The organism is Kineothrix sp. MSJ-39 (assembly GCF_018917935.1).
Lineage (GTDB): Bacteria > Bacillota > Clostridia > Lachnospirales > Lachnospiraceae > CAG-194.
Map to the genome: position 1 here is coordinate 80,728 of NZ_JAHLPN010000003.1, position 18,514 is coordinate 99,241.

Genomic DNA, 18,514 nt, shown 5'->3' on the forward strand with positions numbered 1-18,514 from the left:
ATCTTTATTTCAGCCCGCCCATGCGCGGCATTTTAGGAATTCAGGATCTGCATAAATTCTTCGCCTGTGATCGTTTCCTTCTGGTAGAGATACTGGGAGATCTCATCCAGCTTTTCTCTGTTCTCCAGCAGGATCTGTGCAGCCTTCTCATGCTGCTTTCTGACAAGCTCTACCACCTTCTGGTCGATCAGTGTCTGTGTCTCGGCAGAACAGGTCAGTGATGTATCACCGCCCAGATACTGGTTTGTCTGTGTTTCCATTGCCACCATATCAAAGTCTTTGCTCATACCATAGCGGGTGATCATGGATCTTGCCAGCTTTGTTGCCTGCTCGATATCGTTGGATGCGCCCGTTGTCACGCAGCTGAATACGATTTCTTCTGCCGCACGGCCGCCTGTCAGTGTGGCAATCTTGTTTTCCAGCTCATCTCTTGTCATCAGGTAATGATTGCCTTCCTCTACCTGCATTGTATAACCAAGAGCCCCGGAAGTACGCGGTACGATCGTGATCTTCTGTACCGGTGCGGAATTTGTCTGCTTTGCAGCAACCAGTGCATGTCCGACTTCATGATAGGCTACGATACGCTTCTCCTTATCGGTCAGGATCGCATTTTTCTTCTGATAGCCTGCGATCACGACTTCAATGCTTTCCTCCAGATCTTCCTGCGTTGCATATTCTCTGTTATCTCTGACCGCACGAAGTGCCGCCTCATTGACAATATTGGCAAGCTCAGCACCGGAGGCACCGGATGCCATACGGGCAATCTTGCTATAATCAACATTATCGCCGACTCTGATCTTCTTTGCATGCACGCGGATGATCTCTTCCCTGCCCTTCAGATCCGGTAGTTCCACAGGTACACGTCTGTCAAAACGTCCCGGACGCAGCAGAGCCGGATCCAGTGTTTCCGGTCTGTTTGTGGCAGCTAAGATAATAACACCAGTATTTCCTTCAAATCCGTCCATTTCTGTCAAAAGCTGATTCAGCGTCTGTTCCCGTTCATCGTTTCCGCCGATCTGTCCGTCACGCTTTTTACCAATCGCATCGATCTCATCAATGAAAACGATACACGGTGCTTTTTCCTTTGCCTGCTGGAACAGATCTCTGACCTTGGAAGCACCCATACCAACGAACATTTCCACAAATTCCGAACCGGACATGGAGAAGAACGGTACATTGGCTTCGCCTGCAACGGCCTTTGCCAGCATGGTCTTACCGGTTCCGGGAGGGCCTACCAGCAGAAGTCCCTTTGGCATGGAAGCACCGATTTTCTTATATTTATCGGGATTATGCAGATAATCTACAATCTCCGTCAGATTTTCTTTTGCCTCATCTTCACCTGCCACATCACTGAATTTGATACCGTCGGAAGATTTTACATAAACCTTGGCACTGCTCTTTCCCATGCCAAAGCTCATGGCATTTTTGCCGCCTGCTTTTTTCATCATCTGTCTGGAAAGCAGTTCGCCGATTGCGATAAAAATCACAAGTGGCAGGATCCAGCTCATCAAAAAGCTCAGGATCGGAGAAGTCTGTTTGATCTCCTCCCCGTAAAAGGAAACGCCTGCCTGATACAGCCGGTCTGTCAGATCAGGATCATTGACCATGGCAGTCTGATAAACATTCTTTTCCTCTTTATCCGTAAATACGATCGTATTACTCTGCTCTTTGATATCGACACGCCCTACCTGTCCGTCCTCTGTCATCTGGATAAACGTACCGTAGTCCACATCTTTTACCTGATGTCCCATGAGCCACGGCATTGCCAATGAATTGAACAGGATCAGGATCAGCAGCACAATGCAGTAATACGAGATCAAAGGTTTCTTTGGTTTCTTCACCTCATTCATCTGTGTTTCTCCCTTCATTTTCCAAGATTATTTCCTACACTGTAATGCAGTTTTCCCACAGATTCAATACAGAAACCACTTATTTTATACTTTTTAGAAAAAGTTAATACTATTGCGGTTCATAGCCTTCCGAAAACAGATACATGTCCTGCTGTCCTTCGTAGATCGCATAATACTCGTCCTGATAGACGCAGACTGCATCATCCATGACCGTGAAATCGCCCTTGAGCATTCCTGCTTCTTCCGTTCTTGCCAAAAGCAGGAAGCATTTGCCGTGATGGTAGCCAGACCGATAATATTCCTTCGGTGTCAGCCATTCATACGGAGCCGCTTTGCCGTCACTGCCGCCCAGATTGCCGACATGGATCGTTCCGTTGCTCAGATACTCCGTCACGGAAGCATTCCAGAAGGTCGCATAGCCAAAATCATAGTCATTATTTTCCAAAAAATCCATATAAGCATATCGTTTTGCACAATCGTTATATTTCACATCCTGCCAAAGCTCTCCGTACAGGCTTGAAACCACTACAACTGCCAGAAAAGCAGAAAGCAGCGGCTTCTGGAATACCGTTGCAGGCCGGAAATGCTGCAAAAAGACACAGATCAGCAGAACCCCTGTCACATAAACAGGCAGCCAGTAGCGGTACTGCTGCAGGACATCCGTAAAGATCAGCATATACCAGTTGATCAGAAACAGCATCAGGAAAAAATACAGCAAAAAGCGTTCTTTTGCAGGCAGCTCCATCCGTTTGTGAAAAAGTGCGACGATCATCGCAATAAATGCCAGAAAAAACAGGCATTTTACCGCATTGACAATACCGAGCGGCGTTACGACCTGGATCTGGCGATAGCCTATAAATTCCAGCATCAGCCGGATGGACGTCAGAAACCGGTCCGGGATCTCATCGATCGGTACAAAACTGACCTCAGATGTCGTATCAAAGCTGTACTGCACCGCCAGATAAAACTTATTGATCAGAAAACCGATGCCTGCAAAGCCGGTCAGGATCAGTGAAAACGTGATATTCTGCCAGTTTTCCTTTTTATTTCCGTCCTTTTCCAGCACCGGGAAAAGCAGGAAAGCAAGCAGCATCGGCAGATACAGACTTGCCAGATACCGCAGCCCCGTCATGCCAAGAAGCACAGAAAGGATGGATAATACGACGCCCTCCCGGATCCACATGTTCCTGCTTTTCTTTTCTTTTAACACGAAAGAAAGCACCAGATACATACAGATCGTCTGCGTCGTGTAAAAACAGCCGATAAACATCATGTCCAGATATTCATTGGAAAGCGGTGCCAGTAAAAGTGCCAGTCCCAGAAAGATCCACTTTTTCTCAAGTGTGAAACGCTTTGTCAGCATATGCCAGGCGTACAATAAGATGGCATAGTAAATAAAAATGGATAACAGCTTTACCAGCTTGTAGCTTGAGAAGATCTTAAACAGCGGAACCATCACAAGCTGCGTATAGATCACGCGGATCTCGGTGGAATAAAACCACTCCTTGGAAATCAGCTCGTTCCGGTCTGCCAGAAATTTGGATAAGATCACCTCTGCGGTCGTATCCGAATGCATCAGATTGTCCAGACAGAAACTTACATATAAAATCAGGGCGAGAAGTGCTGTCCCTGCCAGCAGCAGATACAGCCCTTCTTCTATCGTCAGTTTTCTTTTTTTCATTGTATTTTTTTCCATATGCTTTTCTCTTTACTGTATTTTTATTTGCTTCTATCTTACCTTTTCAGGCAGAGGGTTGTCAATCTAAGGGACAGGCATTGCGGCTTTTATTTCGTTTCTACAGCGAATAACGGATCTCCCGCCTTTACTGACGCTTGTGTCAGCATACAGATATGCTGATTTTCGGCAAGCTCCGTGCAGACGACCGGCGTCACAATGGACGGCGCATGCTCCTTCAGCCAGGCAAGATCCAGCTCCATCAGAAGATCTCCGGCTTTTACCCGCTGTCCGTTTTCTACCACTACGGTAAAGCCCGCGCCCTCCAGCTTCACGGTTTCGATCCCGACATGAATGAGCAGGCTGATCCCGGAATCTGTTTCAAATCCGATGGCATGCTTCGTGTCAAAGACAAAGGTGACGGTTCCGTCTGTCGGGGCATAGACATAAGGCTCCTTTGGCATTACGACCGCGCCGTCTCCCATCATCTTCTGCGCAAATGCTTCGTCCGGTGCTGCTGTGATGTCTGCCGCCTGCCCGGTGATCGGGCTGTAGATGATGATTTCCGGAACCGCACGAGAAAGATAGTCCTCCAAATCCGACTTAATGACCGTAACACGAGGCCCGTAAATGATCTGTACGCCGTTTCCTCTGTGTACCACACCGCTTGCACCTGTTGCCTTAAGCACCTTGTCATCCACCATTGACGGATCGTTGACACTGCAGCGCAGTCTCGTCGCACAACAATCCACGTCTGAGATATTGTCCTTACCGCCAAGTCCTCTTGTGATCGCCGCACTACGTCTGTCTGCCTCGTTTTCCGGATTCACACCGGAACGATCTGCGCTGGCAATTCCGCCTGCGCCAGCTCCAGTTCCGCCTGCTCCGGCATTTTTCCGGGCATTGACGTCCGCCTTTGTATACAATTTTATCTCTCCATCCTCATCTTCCCGGCCAGGCGTCTTAAAGTCAAATTTGCGGATCAGGAACCGGAAGATCACATAATACAGGAAGAAATACACAATACCGACCGGGATCACCCGCAGCCAGCTTGTCTTTTCATTGCCCTGCAAAATACCGAATAGAAAGAAGTCAAGCAGTCCGCCGGAAAAGGTCAGTCCGACCGCCACGTTCAACATATGCGCGATCATATAGGCAGAGCCCGCCAAAATGACCTGCACGACAAACAATGCCGGTGCCACAAACAAAAATGAAAATTCCAGCGGCTCTGTAATACCGGTCATCATGCTTGCCAAGGCGGCGGATAAAAGCAGACCGCCTGTTGCCTTCTTTTTCTCCGGCTTTGCGCACTGATACATGGCAAGTGCCGCGCCGGGCAGACCAAAGATCATGAAAATAAATTCCCCGGAAAAATACCTGGTCGCGTCCGCGCTGAAATGTGCAATATTAGCAGAATCCGCAAGCTCCGCGAAAAAGATATTCTGCCCCCCCTGCACAAGCTGTCCCGCCACTTCCTTCGTGCCACCGACCGCTGTCTGCCAGAACGGCATATAAAACACATGATGCAGTCCAAACGGGATCAGGGCTCTTTTCACCAGCCCGAACAAAAGCGTTCCAAAATACCCGGAGCCTGTCACAAAGCCACCCAGCGCATAAATACCGTTTTGCACGGTCGGCCATATATAATAAAGTAAAATACCGACAAACAAATACACGACCGTGGAAATGATCGGTACAAACCGTGTCCCGCCGAAAAAGGACAGGGCACTCGGCAGTTCGATCCGGTAAAACCGGTTATGCAGCGCCGCCACGCCAAGTCCTACGATAATACCGCCAAACACACCGATCTGCAAAGACGGAATCCCACAGACCGATGTAATACTGCCTTCCAGTACAAAATCCGCGATCTGCCCGTCTTCCGTGATCTCCCCGTACAAAAGCAGCATGGCATAGATTGATGTATGCATGACAAGATAGGCAATGACCGCTGAAAGTGCCGCCACTTCTTTTTCCTTCTTTGCCATACCGATCGCCACACCGATCGCAAAAAGCAGTGGCAGGTTATCAAAGACCGCGCTGCCCACACGGTTCATGATCATAAGCAGGGCATGTGCTATCGTACCTTCTCCCAGAATTCCCGTCAGATGATACGTTTCAATCGTGGTCGCATTGGTAAACGAACTGCCGATCCCAAGCAGCAGTCCTGCTACGGGCAGGATCGCGATCGGCAGCATAAAGCTCCGTCCCACGCGCTGTAAAACGCCAAAAATCTTATCCTTCATTTTCAGTTCTCCTTCTTCCATTCCATTTCCCGCAGGGAAACCATCATTTTATAGGATGAACCGCAGGTGGCTGATTTATTCCTATTTTCTAATCTTGCAAACACCAATAAAGTCATTTATCATAGATATGTAAATTCTGCCGGTATTCCGGCAATCCACTGACGAGGTTTTTAAAATATGAAAAAAAGATTACCGATCCTTCTTCCATGTATGGCCGCACTTTTGCTTTGCATTCCGCTGTTTGCCCACTTTTTCCCGCTTTGGGCAGCAAAAGCACCGATCTTTACAGATATCATTATAGAAACAACCGCCAAAACAGGCATTAACAAACAGGGAGAGCTTACGCTGTTCCGTCTGCTGACTGTCCTTGGACTTCTTCTCTGCTGTCTGACAGGCTTTCTTCTGTCTGCATGGCAAATAAAACATATGGCAAAAACAACCGAAACCGCTCCGACGGACAAGCGTCCGGCTTATTTGCGCTATCTCTGGATTCTTGTTTTCCCGCTTCTGGGCAGTTTTATCGTATTCGGACAGAAAAACACCGTCCTGCTTCTGGGACTTTGTTATTTTTGCGTGCTGGCAGTCTGCCTGCATTTCAAAAAAGAACAGGCTCTTTTGTATCCGTGTCTGACACTTCCTGTCTTACTGTATTATGCACTGATGGCAGTTCTTACTGTTCTGGTGCAGATTTCAGACCGTTTTATCCTTTCTGGAAGTCAGGTCACAGGAATCGTTACAGCATTGACGCTAATGTCATTTTTCATCTGTTATCTTCCAAAAGCCACGACAGCGCAAAAAGCTGAACGTTTTTCACTACTGCTCTGCATCCTGCAGCTTCCGATCCCGTTTTTACTTGTTCTTTATTTTGTGGATCACTATCTGTATCGCGGTGAGCGGATCCGCGTTGCCTATGCAGGCTTTTACTATATCTTTTTTGCACTGCTGCTCCTCGGACTGCTTGCAGGAGAAATATGGCACATGTGTCATATCATAAAAAAGATCCGAAACCTGCAGCATACAAATACCGCCCGGACGGATCGACAGGGCATGTCCGTTTCCCGGCTCATCAGTTGTGCTACCGTTATGACGATCTTTATTTATCATTCCTTCAGTGCTGCGCCCGCGTTTGCACAGCCTGACCAGCACCACCACGGCGAGCAGATGATCCCATGGCAGCAGATCTTCGGTCTGCACCAGAGTGCTTATCAGGAGTATACACCTGTTTCCGGTCTGTTCCCGCTGGTCAACGGTTTTATCCAGAATGTCCTTCTGCACGGAACGGTATCGGATTACTCCCCGGCCATCTCGATCACGGTCGTCCTATTTGCTGCTCTGACGATGTGGCTTTTATACAGACAGATCGGTGGAAAGGCACTTTTGTTTGCCGTATTTTTTGCGCTGCCAAGCTACAACCGGCAGTATATGGTACTTCCCGTTCTGCTCCTTCTGTTTGACAAAGCACTTTTACAAAAGCCGATGCACTGGCTCAGATGCTGGATCTTTTCCTGCTTTCTGGCAGGACTTTACTATCCGCTCTACGGCGGTGCACTCCTGCTTGGCACACTCCCGCTCGGTATCCGGATGCTGTTGCGCGCTGTCAAAGAAACCGACTGGAAAACAGAGCTCAAAAAGCCTTCCTTTTCTATTCTGTGGCTTCTGACACTTGTGCCGGTCATGCTCTGTCTGCCTCTGCTCCTGCGTATGCTCCGACATACCCTGACCTATAGCAGCCAGACACTGCTTGCAGACGGTATTTCCCTGTTCGGGCAGACACCGCCGGATATGTTCCTGCCTTACCTTTCCGGGCAGTGGCGTGACAGGCTCTATCTGGTCTACCGCTTTTTCCTGCCGATGCTGCCACTCTGGATCCTTGGTTATTTGTGTCTGCATGTCCTGCTGCAGACGCTTTCCGGTAAACGGGCTGCAAAGGAAATGCAAAAGAGCGGTGTTTCCCCGCTGTTCTTCGGACTGCTGGCAGCCTTTCTGACACTGGCAATTTCCTATACGTATACACTTGTCCGTGCCGACACCGGTGTCATTTTACAAAGAACCGCTCCGGTATTGATCGCGGTATTTGGCATGTTCCTGCCGGTTCTGCTGCTCCGCGATGGGCGAAAGCTGCCTTGCAAAACGGTCGCACTCCTGCTTGGCATCTGTTTTTCACTGCCGCTTATGATTTATCACGAAGTAGGTGATATGAAATTTCCGAATATGTGGACTTATCCGGACGGACAGGCAGCGCTTGTCATGGACGATACTTCCAAGCTCTATAACACCTATGTTGTTCCCGACACGTTCCTTGCCATGGATGAAGTTCCCATTTCAGACCGCTCCATGCTTGGAGGTGGCTTTATGGTCGCAGATCAGGTATCCTATCTGACTGCCTATGAAGCAGTGATGCAGAAATGTGACAGCGTGCAGGAGCAGACCTGGTATATGGGCTTTGACGGACAGGGCTTTTACTATTACCTGAATGCAAGAGCCTGCAGCACCGGATTTCTGCCGGTCGGCAAAAGTATGGAAGCGCAGGAGGAAATGCTAACCCAGATCAAAGAGAAACGACCTGTCGTTTTCGTGCTGGATGCACAGAGCAACTATTATATATATCACTGGATCCTGACACATGACTATGTGTACAATAAAGAGGACAATGCACTGTATCCGCAGGAGCTGTATGCCAAGATCTACCCGGAGCAGGCAGGCGATGATTACAGAGAGGTGACCGAGGATCTGGAGCTTGGCAGAATCTGTGCCAGCCTCGGCAATTCCATGGAAAGCCTGCAGGAATGCTTTACAGACAGCCTTGCCCTGTCTTCTGCAGGTGATACGATCTTGGGTAGTGATTACGATTACCTGTATCTGCCGCTGTCTTCTTCCGCACTTTTAGCGGATGCGCAGGCAGCATACCTGCAGATCAGCTACAGAAGTGATGACACGTATATCAGCAATATAATATGTTCTATCTCCGCACAGGATGACCTGCTTCTGCCGCTCGGTATGCAGCCCACATGGCTGCTCAGTGAAAACAGCGACCTGACCTTTACGCTGCTCGATGCACAAAAAAACAGCCTGCAGACTCTTTCTTTCGAAGAGCTTGCAGACTCTGTAAGAGGTGGACAATTTTTAAAGTTACGTCAGATAGAATAATCCATATTGGCGATCCGCTCCTGATGGCGCGCTACCAGATCTGCGACTGTAACGCCGTCTACGACCTTGTTGATCGCGTCGTTTAAGTCTTTCCAGACTTGCAGCGTTTCACAGGTATCACAGCGTTCGCATTCATTGCTCTCTGTTTCCAGACAGGCGACCGGACAAAGGCTGCCTTCTGTCAGACGCAGAATCATACCGACGGTGTACTGCGACGGATCCTTTGCGATCTTATAGCCGCCCTGCGCACCACGCGTGCTTCTGACAAAACCTGCTTTATTTAAAACAGCAATGATCTGCTCGAGATATTTTTCAGAGATTTCCTGCCGTTTGGCGATCTCACGTACTTTCACATATTCACCGGTATCGTTCAATGCCAGATCCAGCATGACACGTACCGCATATCTTCCTTTTGTTGAAATTTTCAAACCAATTCTCTCCTTTTCCTATTTGTTATGTAGGATATATTTTTATTATAAGTTGTAATCCCGCTTCTGTCAACGACTTTCCCGTTTTAGGAAAAGGATCTTTTACAGCAGACAAAAGGTGTACAAATGAAGCAGTATTTGCTATAATAGATTTCTAAATGGTTACTATATTATTTAAAAAAAGAGGTATTTCTATGAGCAAGAAAAAAGTTGTAGTGTCTCTGGGACACGATGCATTAGGTTATACGATCATGGAACAGTGGGATGCTGTAAAGGATACAGCCAAGGCATTGGCTGATCTGGTTGAAGCAGACTACCAGCTTACCATCACCCATTCCAACGGCCCGCAGGTCAGCATGATCCACAAGGCCATGACAGAACTGAGACGTATTTATATTGACTATACACCGGCACCGATGTGTGTCTGTTCCGCAATGAGCCAGGGCTATGTCGGATATGATATCCAGAATTCCCTGAAGGCAGAGCTGATGAGCCGTGGAATCACAAAGCCGGTCAGCACGATCCTGACACAGGTAACCGTAGATCCTTACGATGAAGCATTCTATGCACCGCAGAAAGCAATCGGCCGTTATATGAGCCGCGAAGATGCGGACATGGAGATCAAAAAGGGCAATTATGTAGAAGAGGTACCGGGTAAGGGCTTCCAGCGTATCGTCGCTGCACCAAAGCCGCTCAAGATCGTGGAGATTGATGCAATCCGTACACTTGCAGATGCAGATCAGATCGTTATCGCATGCGGCGGTGGTGGTATTCCGGTCATTGAACAGCAGCATGCTTATCAGGGTGCTTCCGCAGTCATCGAAAAGGACTGTATTGCAGGAAAGCTTGCATCCGATCTGATGGCAGATGAGCTTATCATCTTAACAAGTGTCGATATGGTATATAAGAACTTTGGCAAAGAGGATCAGGAAGGCATTTCTTCCATGACTGTTGCCGAGGCACAAAACTACATAGAAGAAGGTCAGTTCGGCGCAACAGATATGCTGCCTAAGATTGAGGCTGCGATCGCATATCTTGCAAAGAAGCCGGACGGTCAGGTACTGATCACTTCCCTTGCGCAGACGAATGCTGCACTGAAGGGTAAGACCGGTACGATCATTACAGCATAATATGTGCAATAAAAAATATAAAACAGCTCCTGCATGATATTTTGATGCACGCTGCATATGCTTTTCTACTAAGACACGTACTGACATGCATGTGGCACGCGAACATTCGACATCCCTGTCTCAGGTTCGCTGCCACGACATCCGTGTCGTGGCACCACATACATTTGTCAGTACTTAGCCAAGTAGAAAGACGCATTTGCAGCTAATCGCATCCCAATATCATGCAGGAGCTGTTTGTTTTATTTCATTTTTCTTATTTTTTCACAGACAATATGTTGCTGTGCGGATCAGTCAATCCAGTTCTTTGCCATATGCTATAACTTAATGCAACGTGTTCATCTTGCTGCAATCACCAGCAGCACAGCACCGATCATAATGCCAAAGTCAGACACATTAAAGATGACATTTCTCAGCCGTTTATTTTTCACCTGGAAGCCGAAATAATCGACCACATAGCCTCTTGTCAGGCGGTCGCACATATTGCTGAAGGCGCCTCCCAAAAGCAGGGACAATGCCCATTTCAGAAGCCTCTTTCCATGTCTGCCGAGTGTCATGATAAACAAAAGCAGGCACAAAAGTGTGATCGCTGCCGCAGTCAGCTTCACCAGTTCTTTTTTCTTCTCTCCCAGATTTAAAAAAGCCCCAAAATTATGATACTTTGTCAAATAAAGTTTTCCGCCCAGAATGGGAATCCGCTCTTTTTGATCGATCAGATTTTCAACCAGATATTTGATGATGCCATCCCCGATAAAGAGGACCAGCAGTATGATCACGTAAACCAAATGTTTTCTCCTTTTCTTTCCTTATCTTCATAAGATTCCTGTTTTCTATATGGGTATCCTATCACATTTTTCTTCCAAAAAGAATACTCTTCTTTACAAGCCGCGTATGAAAATCATGGCAGCCTCTATCCTACCAGCGCATCAAAAACGCCTGCAATATTCATCCTCCCGTAGCCCCATTGGCGGTTGGGATATTCCAGCGTTTTTTCCCGCTCTGCACCACGGATAAAGTAGTTGCGGATTCCCTTGCTGTTAATGACAGGATCTTTCCGCTCCACGATCGCCCACTGCATGAACTGCGCTGCCGCACCAGCCATCAGGCCTGCTGCAATGCTGCTGCCCGAAGAAAGTCCCAGTGCTGTCTGTACACGGATCCCCGCCACGGAGAGATCCGGTGTGATCAGTCCCTGCCTTTGAAATCCTCTGCCGCTGTCGATTGCAAAACTGTTGTTAGAAGAATCGTAATAGGTCAGATCAATGGCATTTTCGCAATAAGCAGGCTCTGTCATCGTCGTATACGGATCCGGGCGTAGGAAGTAGACCGGCGCATTTAAAAAGGCTGAAATGGGAAGCCAGCTGTGAAATCCGGCAATTCCCATGCTGCCCTCCGCATAAACACGGATTGTCCAGATGCCTGCCAGCGGTGTTTCAAACCGTAAAAAGATCAGTTCTTCCCCACTGTTAAGCTCTATCGGAATATAATCCACGCTGACACGGGAGTTACTGTATACAAAGGAATACTGCAGGGTCTGCCCGTATCTGCCCGGAATGCGGCTTATCGTCTCTCCATCGGGCGAACGAAGCGAAACCGTATACACATTGGGGATCTCTCCCCACAGTTCCATAATAAAGCCATTTACCCCCTCAGAAACCTGCACCTCCACATCCTCATACGCATCTACTGCCTGCAGCACAACATTTCCCGCATAATGATGTGCTGCATTTCCTTCATTTCCGCCTCCGATCACAACACAGTGATGGCGTTTATTGGTCAGCACCGTCAGGTATTGATCCAGGAACGAATTTCCCGCATGATCTCCCATATTGGTACCCATCGTCATGCAGATCACGATCGGTTTGTTCTCCCGCTCGCTGACATCATGTAAATATTTCAGAGCAGCCACAATGTCGGATTCCTCATACGCATCCGCCGTTTGGGGGATCTGATAATATTCCCGCAGATACCGTTTTGCCTGCCTGCATTTTACCATGATAAGCTCTGCCTGTGGTGCTGCATTTTCTGCCACGGAAGCTGCTTTCGTGCCATGTCCGTTTTCATCCGTAAATAAAAGCGGAACCGTCTGATCCGTTTCCCGCAGGCGCAGGTTTTCATTGATCGCTTCTTTGGAAAATACCGTCCCATAGGGAAGTCCCTGCGGCGATTCCCCTGTCTGCTGTGTCTGATCCCAGACAGAATGTAGCTTCGTACTGCCGTCTTCATTCTGAAATTCAGGCAGTGTATATCGGATCCCCGTATCCACAAAACCGATCAAAATGCCATTTCCAGTCAGACTCAGTGGTGGCTGCTGCACGCGCAAAATACCACTGTCCTCATACGCCCCTACAAGCTGCTGCAGCTGGCTCTGTTTTATGGTTGCAAAAAGCCCGGGAGTCTCCTCCCGGGCAGCCAGTCCGTAACATTTCGGAATAAATGCATAGCGATATTCCGAAATGCTGATAGGCTGTACATTCAGCCTGTTTACATATAAAATGCCCAGATTCCCTTCGATCGGCAAAAAACAATAATCTATCCCGTTCTGCGCAAGTACATCAAAATCTGCCACATAATCAACCAACAGATTCTGATAGTCCTCCGACAATATTTTTTCCCTACAATCCATAGACGCCTCTTATGGCTTTTTTCTATTCTATGCCGGGAAGTGCCTCCGTACTACGGATTTCGATCTTCGGTCCGCCGCAGCCTTCGATATATTCCTTTGTGATCGTCACACGACCGATGTTTTCATCCTTCGGGATCTCATACATGATATCCAGCATGAATTCCTCAATGATGGCACGCAGTGCTCTGGCTCCTGTATCCTTTTCCATTGCCTTCTCTGCGATCGCTTCGAGTGCACCGTCGTCAAATTCAAGATCTACCTCATCTAAGGCAAGCAGCTTCTGGTACTGCTTCAGGATCGCGTTTTTCGGCTCTTTTAAGATCTTGATATACATATCCTTATCGAGCGCATCCAGCGTATAAATGATCGGTAATCTGCCAAGGAATTCAGGGATCATGCCAAATTTCTTCAGATCCTCGATCGTTACCTTTTTGATCAGATCTTTGTCGTTATTAAATTTATCCTTCAGATCTGCTTCATAGCCGATGGACGTTTTCTTCATCAGACGCTGTTTGATGATATCGTCCAGATCCGGGAAAGCACCACCGCAGATAAACAGAATATTTCTTGTATTGACCGTTGTAAGCGGTACCATCGCATTTTTGCTGTTTGCACCAACCGGCACTTCTACTTCTGCACCTTCTAACAGCTTCAGCATACCCTGCTGTACGGATTCGCCGGATACGTCACGGCTCGTCGTTTCCTTCTTCTTGGCGATCTTATCGATCTCATCGATGAAAATGATACCCATTTCCGCACGCTCTACATCGTTATCCGCAGCAGCAAGCAGCTTGGAAACAACACTTTCGATATCGTCACCGATATAGCCTGCCTCTGTCAGGGAAGTGGCATCTGTGATTGCAAGCGGAACATCCAGAAGACGGGCAAGCGTCTTGACTAAATAGGTCTTACCGCAACCTGTCGGTCCAATCATCAGCATATTGGATTTCTCGATCTCGATATCATCCATTGTGTTGGTTGCCACTCGTTTGTAATGGTTATAAACCGCAACAGAAATAACCTTCTTAGCATAATCCTGTCCGACCACGAAATCATCCAGCTGTGCCTTGATCTTATGTGGCGGCGGGATATTTTTGATATCCAGCACCGGCTGATCATCCGGTTTTTTCTTTTTCTTCTTCAGCTTCTGTTTGTTCGGTATACCGCCTTCTCCCTGCAGATCAGCCAGATTGACAAAGCTGATGTTCGGAAACTTCTTGGACAGATCGGAAAGGTCTGACTGGTTCATGGACTGTGCCAGCATGGAAGGATCAAGCATGCCCTGATAATCAAACTGGCTGACCGCATCCATTGTCTTGTGCATACAGTCATTGCAGACGCAGATATTATTCGGAAGCTTAAACTGTTTGCCTGTTACACTTTCCGGTCTGCGGCAGACAAAGCAGACATCCTCGTACGGGCTGTCGTCTTCATCCACCTCCTCTTCCGTATCCTCTACGGTTCCTTCACAGGACTCTTTCTCCGCATTCTGTTTCTCCGCACTATCCGGCACTTCTCTAAAATCATTCTCAGCTTTTATCTGCTTCTGTTTTGTTGCAGAAGCATCTCTTTTATCCTCATCAGAGACTTCGTCAGAATCATCGAAATCATCTTCTGCCGTATCTGTCACATCAAAATCTTCGGAAAATTCATCTTCTTCTGCTTCCGTTGTATTCCGGTATACTTCTTTTTTTCTGTCCTCACCCTGAAAATCCTCGTCAAAGTCATCCTCTGAAATGATTTCCTTTTCTATCTTTTCTTTTTCGTCTTCTTCATCAAAGAAAACATCTTCATCATAATCAGACATTATTTCTCTCCTTTATCGTTTACTGATTTCCGTCAAGCGTCACCTCTAAGATACGCTCCTGATAACCGCCGTCTACGGACATCATCACACCAATCTGTACGGATGTGCCTGCTTCCATGCTGTCAAGCAGTGTGGAAAGTCCCTCCATCGTTTCTACCGTTTCTCCGTCACAGCTTATGATGATATCACCCTTTTTCAGACCTGCCTTCTGTGCTGCGGTTCCTTCATATACTCTTGAAATATAAACACCGACCGGGATTCCGTACATATCCTGTACCTGACTGTCTACATTCAGCCCCGAAATGCCCAGATAGCCACGTTTGTTCTGCTCTACCGGTGTTCTTGTCTGCTTGTTCATCAGCTCTGCAATGATCGGCTTTGCCGTAGAGATCGGAATGGCATATCCCATACCTTCTACTTTTGTGCCCGCAATCTTATTGGAATTGATCCCAATCACTTCCCCGTTGACATTTAAAAGCGCACCACCGGAATTGCCCGGATTGATCGCTGCATCCGTCTGGATCAGAGCCTGTGTATTTCCATTTTCATCTACAGCATAATCTCTGTTTAACGCACTGATCACGCCTGTTGTCACACTCTGTCCGTAACCGAGTGCATTTCCGATCGCGATTGCAGGCTCTCCGACCTTTAAGTTGTCGGAATCACCGAGTGTTGCGATCCGGATCGCGCTCTTTGTCGCTGCGGAAAGATCGGAAAGCTTTATGGCGATCACTGCTAGATCCGCATCCGCATCTGTTCCCTTTACCACCGCATCATACGTGCTTTCATCGATAAACTGTACCGAAAGGGAGGTGGAATCCGCTACAACATGGTTATTCGTCACGAGCAGAAGTTCTTCGTCATTTTCACCGACGATAATGCCGGAGCCGCTTCCCGTCTCCTCCTGTTTGATCGCGTAGCCCCAGAAATTTTCCGTAACAGCATATGTTCCGAAAATAGAGACAACTGAGGGCATGACCGTGTCAACGACATCTGTGACATCCGTTACAACGGCTCCTGTCATCGTATCTGTCTGCGTCACCGCGATATCTGTTCCCTGCTGCAGATCCGAAAGCGCTGTATTGGCCGCCTGATCCGCTTCTGCCGTATCTGTTGCCGCAGAAGTCTCCTGCGGAGCGTCTGTACTGCTGTCAGATGCTTCTGTTGCTGCTGGCTTCTGTGTTCCTGCAATGCCTGCAAGCTGCGGCATAAACTGTCCTACGCCCCAGATCATCAAACCGGCGCAGAGTCCGAACAAAAGTCCGCTTCCAACCGTTGCCCAGAAACGCCCTTTCTTTTTCTTTTTTGGTTTATCGGATAAATCAGGCTGATAGAGATCATCCTGTCTTACGTTCCATTCATCTTGTCCATACATAACACATTACCTCACTTTATGGGATAGATTTCTTCCAGTGTGTATAGTGTAGCTCTGAAATGTGTTTATTTTGTGGAAACAGGCTGCTAATGCAAATTTTTCCAGTAATTCCGGTCTGCGGTAAAGTGCAGGATCCACTTTTCGGGCAGCTTTCTGTAATGCTTGCCCAGACGATAGCCCAGATATTTACAGCCGCTGATGTAGATCAGCTTAAAAACCTGCCAGCCCTGCTTTTGTTCGATCAGATACCGGGCTGTTTTCTTTACCATCGAAATGCCTTCTCCCTCTGCGGGAACAGAGGCAAATACCTCCGGGTGATCCGCCTGTGATACACCCATATCGAAATTTCGGTGGAACTGCTGCGCACCTGTATAGTTATGAGAATGGTATACGCAGGCATCTGCTGCATAAGCAATGCTGTAGCCTGCCATGATCGCCTTATGTGCATAGATCATATCTTCATTGAAGATCGCATGATCCACATAACCGCCCAGCCTATCAAAAATGTCCCGCTTATAAGCCGCACAGACATCGGAGCAGAAAAAGGTCTTGATCCCCAGCCTCTCAATATCTGCTTTTGATTTCACACAGGATGTGTCCGGATAATTATAATTTCTGGTAAACCGCTCTATCATACCGGCATCCGGATTGGCAAGCTGTCTGGCATAGCTGACTGCCACATTTTCCGGAGCAAGTGCTTTGACCAGATTTTCGATCAGATGCTCATCTTTCGGATACGCATCCATCGTCATCATCACAAAGATATCGGCATCGGAATGTGTAACCGCACGCGATCTGGTTGCTGCATGATCAAATTCCCGTTTGGAAATGTGTGTCACACGTAAATTGCGATACTCTTCCTCATAGCGTCTGCCATATATGATCTTTTCAAAGTACTTTTCTTCGGTATTGATGATCCGGATATGTGAGATCGGATATGTCTGTTTGTCCAATAGTGCGATCAGCTCAAAGAAACGCTGATCCGGCTTATAAGTCGGTATAATTACATCTACCGTCATATATCTTTCCTTCTTTATGATAATTTTAAAAAAAGGAGCTTTTTACAAAGCTCCTTTTTTATTTACTTATTTTCCTGTATCACTGTGTACTCTCGCTGCGATCGACTGTACCTCACTCGAAGGCTGATAATCACCGACATCGCCAAATAAGAACTGGTGCAGATTTAATACATCCGCTGTCAGATCTGTACTCATAACACAGCTTGCACCATGTACATCTCCTGTTGTACGATACTGCTCAGCCGGGAATCCGCCTGTCTCACCGATCGTATAGCTTGCCACGTCTGTCAGAAGCTCTGTAATTTCTGTAAACGTCATGGAAGTGGAAATCTCTTCAAAGATCGTATTGGCTGCTTTATTAAGCGTTGCAATATTGGCTTTTTTCGCCTTGTCAAGGATTGCCTGAATGACCTCTCTCTGACGCTCTGTACGCTTGAAGTCATCACCTGCTGTATAACGGATACGGCAGTAGGAAACAGCCTGAATACCGTCCAAAGTCTGCAGACCTGTGGATGTTACTTTATTATAAGATTTACCAAGCGACTTAGATGTTTCTACCTGATAGTTGTTCAGATGATTGATCTCGCTTTCATCAACATCGATCTCAACACCGCCTAAAGCGTCGATCGTATCTGCAACACCTGCCCAGCCGACTGTCACATAATCTGTGATATTCAGGTCGAGGTTCATATTCAGCATATTGATCGCCTGCAGCGGACCACCCTTTGCATAAGCGGCATTTGCCTTGTTATAGCTGTCATTACCGATATTCAGATACGTATCACGATAAACGGAAACGAGTTTGACTTCCTTTGTTGTCTCATTGATAGAAGCAACGATGATCGTATCTGTTCTGTTCCCTTTTCCAAGTGACTTATCACGAGCATCTACGCCAAACAGAGCCACATTACGATAACCGCTCATATGACCGCCCAGACCTTCGTTTGTTGTAATATCGCCGGTATTGATATCATTTTCTCCGGCAATACCATCATTGATCACAATGTCATCTTCATTAATATCCTCATGATGGATTTTTCCATACAAGACAACTACATATAATGCAATCAGCATCAAAAGCAGTACAAAAACTTCAACTGCGATCAGGATGATCCTGTTCCGTTTCTTTTTTGCGCGTTCTTCCTTTGTCATTCTCTTTTTCCCTGTCTGGGTTTTCTTTTTCGAATCTGTACTTCCCATATCACTACTCCTTACTG

General features: G+C 47.3%; 12 protein-coding genes. 2 read left to right on the plus strand and 10 right to left on the minus strand.

The genetic code is table 11. The features are described from left to right. Window positions 1-32: 32 nt before the first annotated feature. The 3 genes from ftsH to KQI22_RS03540 all read right to left on the minus strand — a co-directional run bounded on the left by ftsH (window position 33) and on the right by KQI22_RS03540 (window position 5,768). Window positions 33-1,850, minus strand: coding sequence for an ATP-dependent zinc metalloprotease FtsH (ftsH, locus tag KQI22_RS03530; protein ID WP_216550700.1), 1,818 nt, complete (start codon window positions 1,848-1,850; stop codon window positions 33-35). Window positions 1,851-1,959: 109 nt separating this feature from the next. Next, complete coding sequence (locus KQI22_RS03535) at window positions 1,960-3,546, minus strand: hypothetical protein (protein WP_216550701.1); 1,587 nt, start codon at window positions 3,544-3,546, stop codon at window positions 1,960-1,962. Between the two features lie 89 nt (window positions 3,547-3,635). Then, the gene (locus tag KQI22_RS03540; RefSeq protein WP_216550702.1) at window positions 3,636-5,768 is read right to left on the minus strand and encodes a PTS transporter subunit IIABC; all 2,133 of its coding nucleotides are present in this window, start codon (window positions 5,766-5,768) and stop codon (window positions 3,636-3,638) included. A gap of 177 nt (window positions 5,769-5,945) precedes the next feature. On the opposite strand from KQI22_RS03540, the gene KQI22_RS03545 reads away from it, so the two are divergent. Further along, entirely contained in the window at window positions 5,946-8,915 is a 2,970-nt protein-coding gene (locus KQI22_RS03545; protein WP_216550703.1) for a hypothetical protein, read from the plus strand. On the opposite strand, the gene KQI22_RS03550 is transcribed toward KQI22_RS03545, so the two are convergent. Beyond that, window positions 8,903-9,343, minus strand: coding sequence for an RrF2 family transcriptional regulator (locus KQI22_RS03550; RefSeq protein ID WP_216550704.1), 441 nt, complete (start codon window positions 9,341-9,343; stop codon window positions 8,903-8,905). The two genes, KQI22_RS03545 and KQI22_RS03550, sit on opposite strands and share 13 nt — an antisense overlap. A 194-nt stretch (window positions 9,344-9,537) precedes the next feature. Here KQI22_RS03550 and arcC point away from each other — a divergent pair, with 194 nt between their 5' ends. Further along, entirely contained in the window at window positions 9,538-10,473 is a 936-nt protein-coding gene (arcC, locus tag KQI22_RS03555; RefSeq protein WP_216550705.1) for a carbamate kinase, read from the plus strand. Window positions 10,474-10,808: 335 nt separating this feature from the next. On the opposite strand, the gene lspA is transcribed toward arcC, so the two are convergent. The 6 genes from lspA to KQI22_RS03585 form a co-directional block, all read right to left on the minus strand. Further along, window positions 10,809-11,255, minus strand: coding sequence for a signal peptidase II (gene lspA, locus KQI22_RS03560; RefSeq protein ID WP_216550706.1), 447 nt, complete (start codon window positions 11,253-11,255; stop codon window positions 10,809-10,811). A 125-nt stretch (window positions 11,256-11,380) separates the two neighbouring features. Beyond that, a complete protein-coding gene (locus KQI22_RS03565; RefSeq protein WP_216550707.1) occupies window positions 11,381-13,096 on the minus strand; it encodes a S8 family peptidase in 1,716 nt (571 codons plus the stop codon). Between the two features lie 22 nt (window positions 13,097-13,118). After that, window positions 13,119-14,903 (minus strand): ATP-dependent Clp protease ATP-binding subunit ClpX, encoded by a 1,785-nt coding sequence (clpX, locus tag KQI22_RS03570; protein WP_216550708.1) that lies wholly within the window; start codon window positions 14,901-14,903, stop codon window positions 13,119-13,121. Between the two features lie 19 nt (window positions 14,904-14,922). Further along, a complete protein-coding gene (locus KQI22_RS03575; RefSeq protein WP_253293493.1) occupies window positions 14,923-16,278 on the minus strand; it encodes a S1C family serine protease in 1,356 nt (451 codons plus the stop codon). 86 nt (window positions 16,279-16,364) lie between these two features. Beyond that, complete coding sequence (locus tag KQI22_RS03580) at window positions 16,365-17,297, minus strand: glycosyltransferase (RefSeq protein ID WP_216550709.1); 933 nt, start codon at window positions 17,295-17,297, stop codon at window positions 16,365-16,367. A 66-nt stretch (window positions 17,298-17,363) separates the two neighbouring features. Continuing rightward, window positions 17,364-18,497, minus strand: coding sequence for an LCP family protein (locus tag KQI22_RS03585; RefSeq protein ID WP_216550710.1), 1,134 nt, complete (start codon window positions 18,495-18,497; stop codon window positions 17,364-17,366). Between the last annotated feature and the right edge of the window lie 17 nt (window positions 18,498-18,514).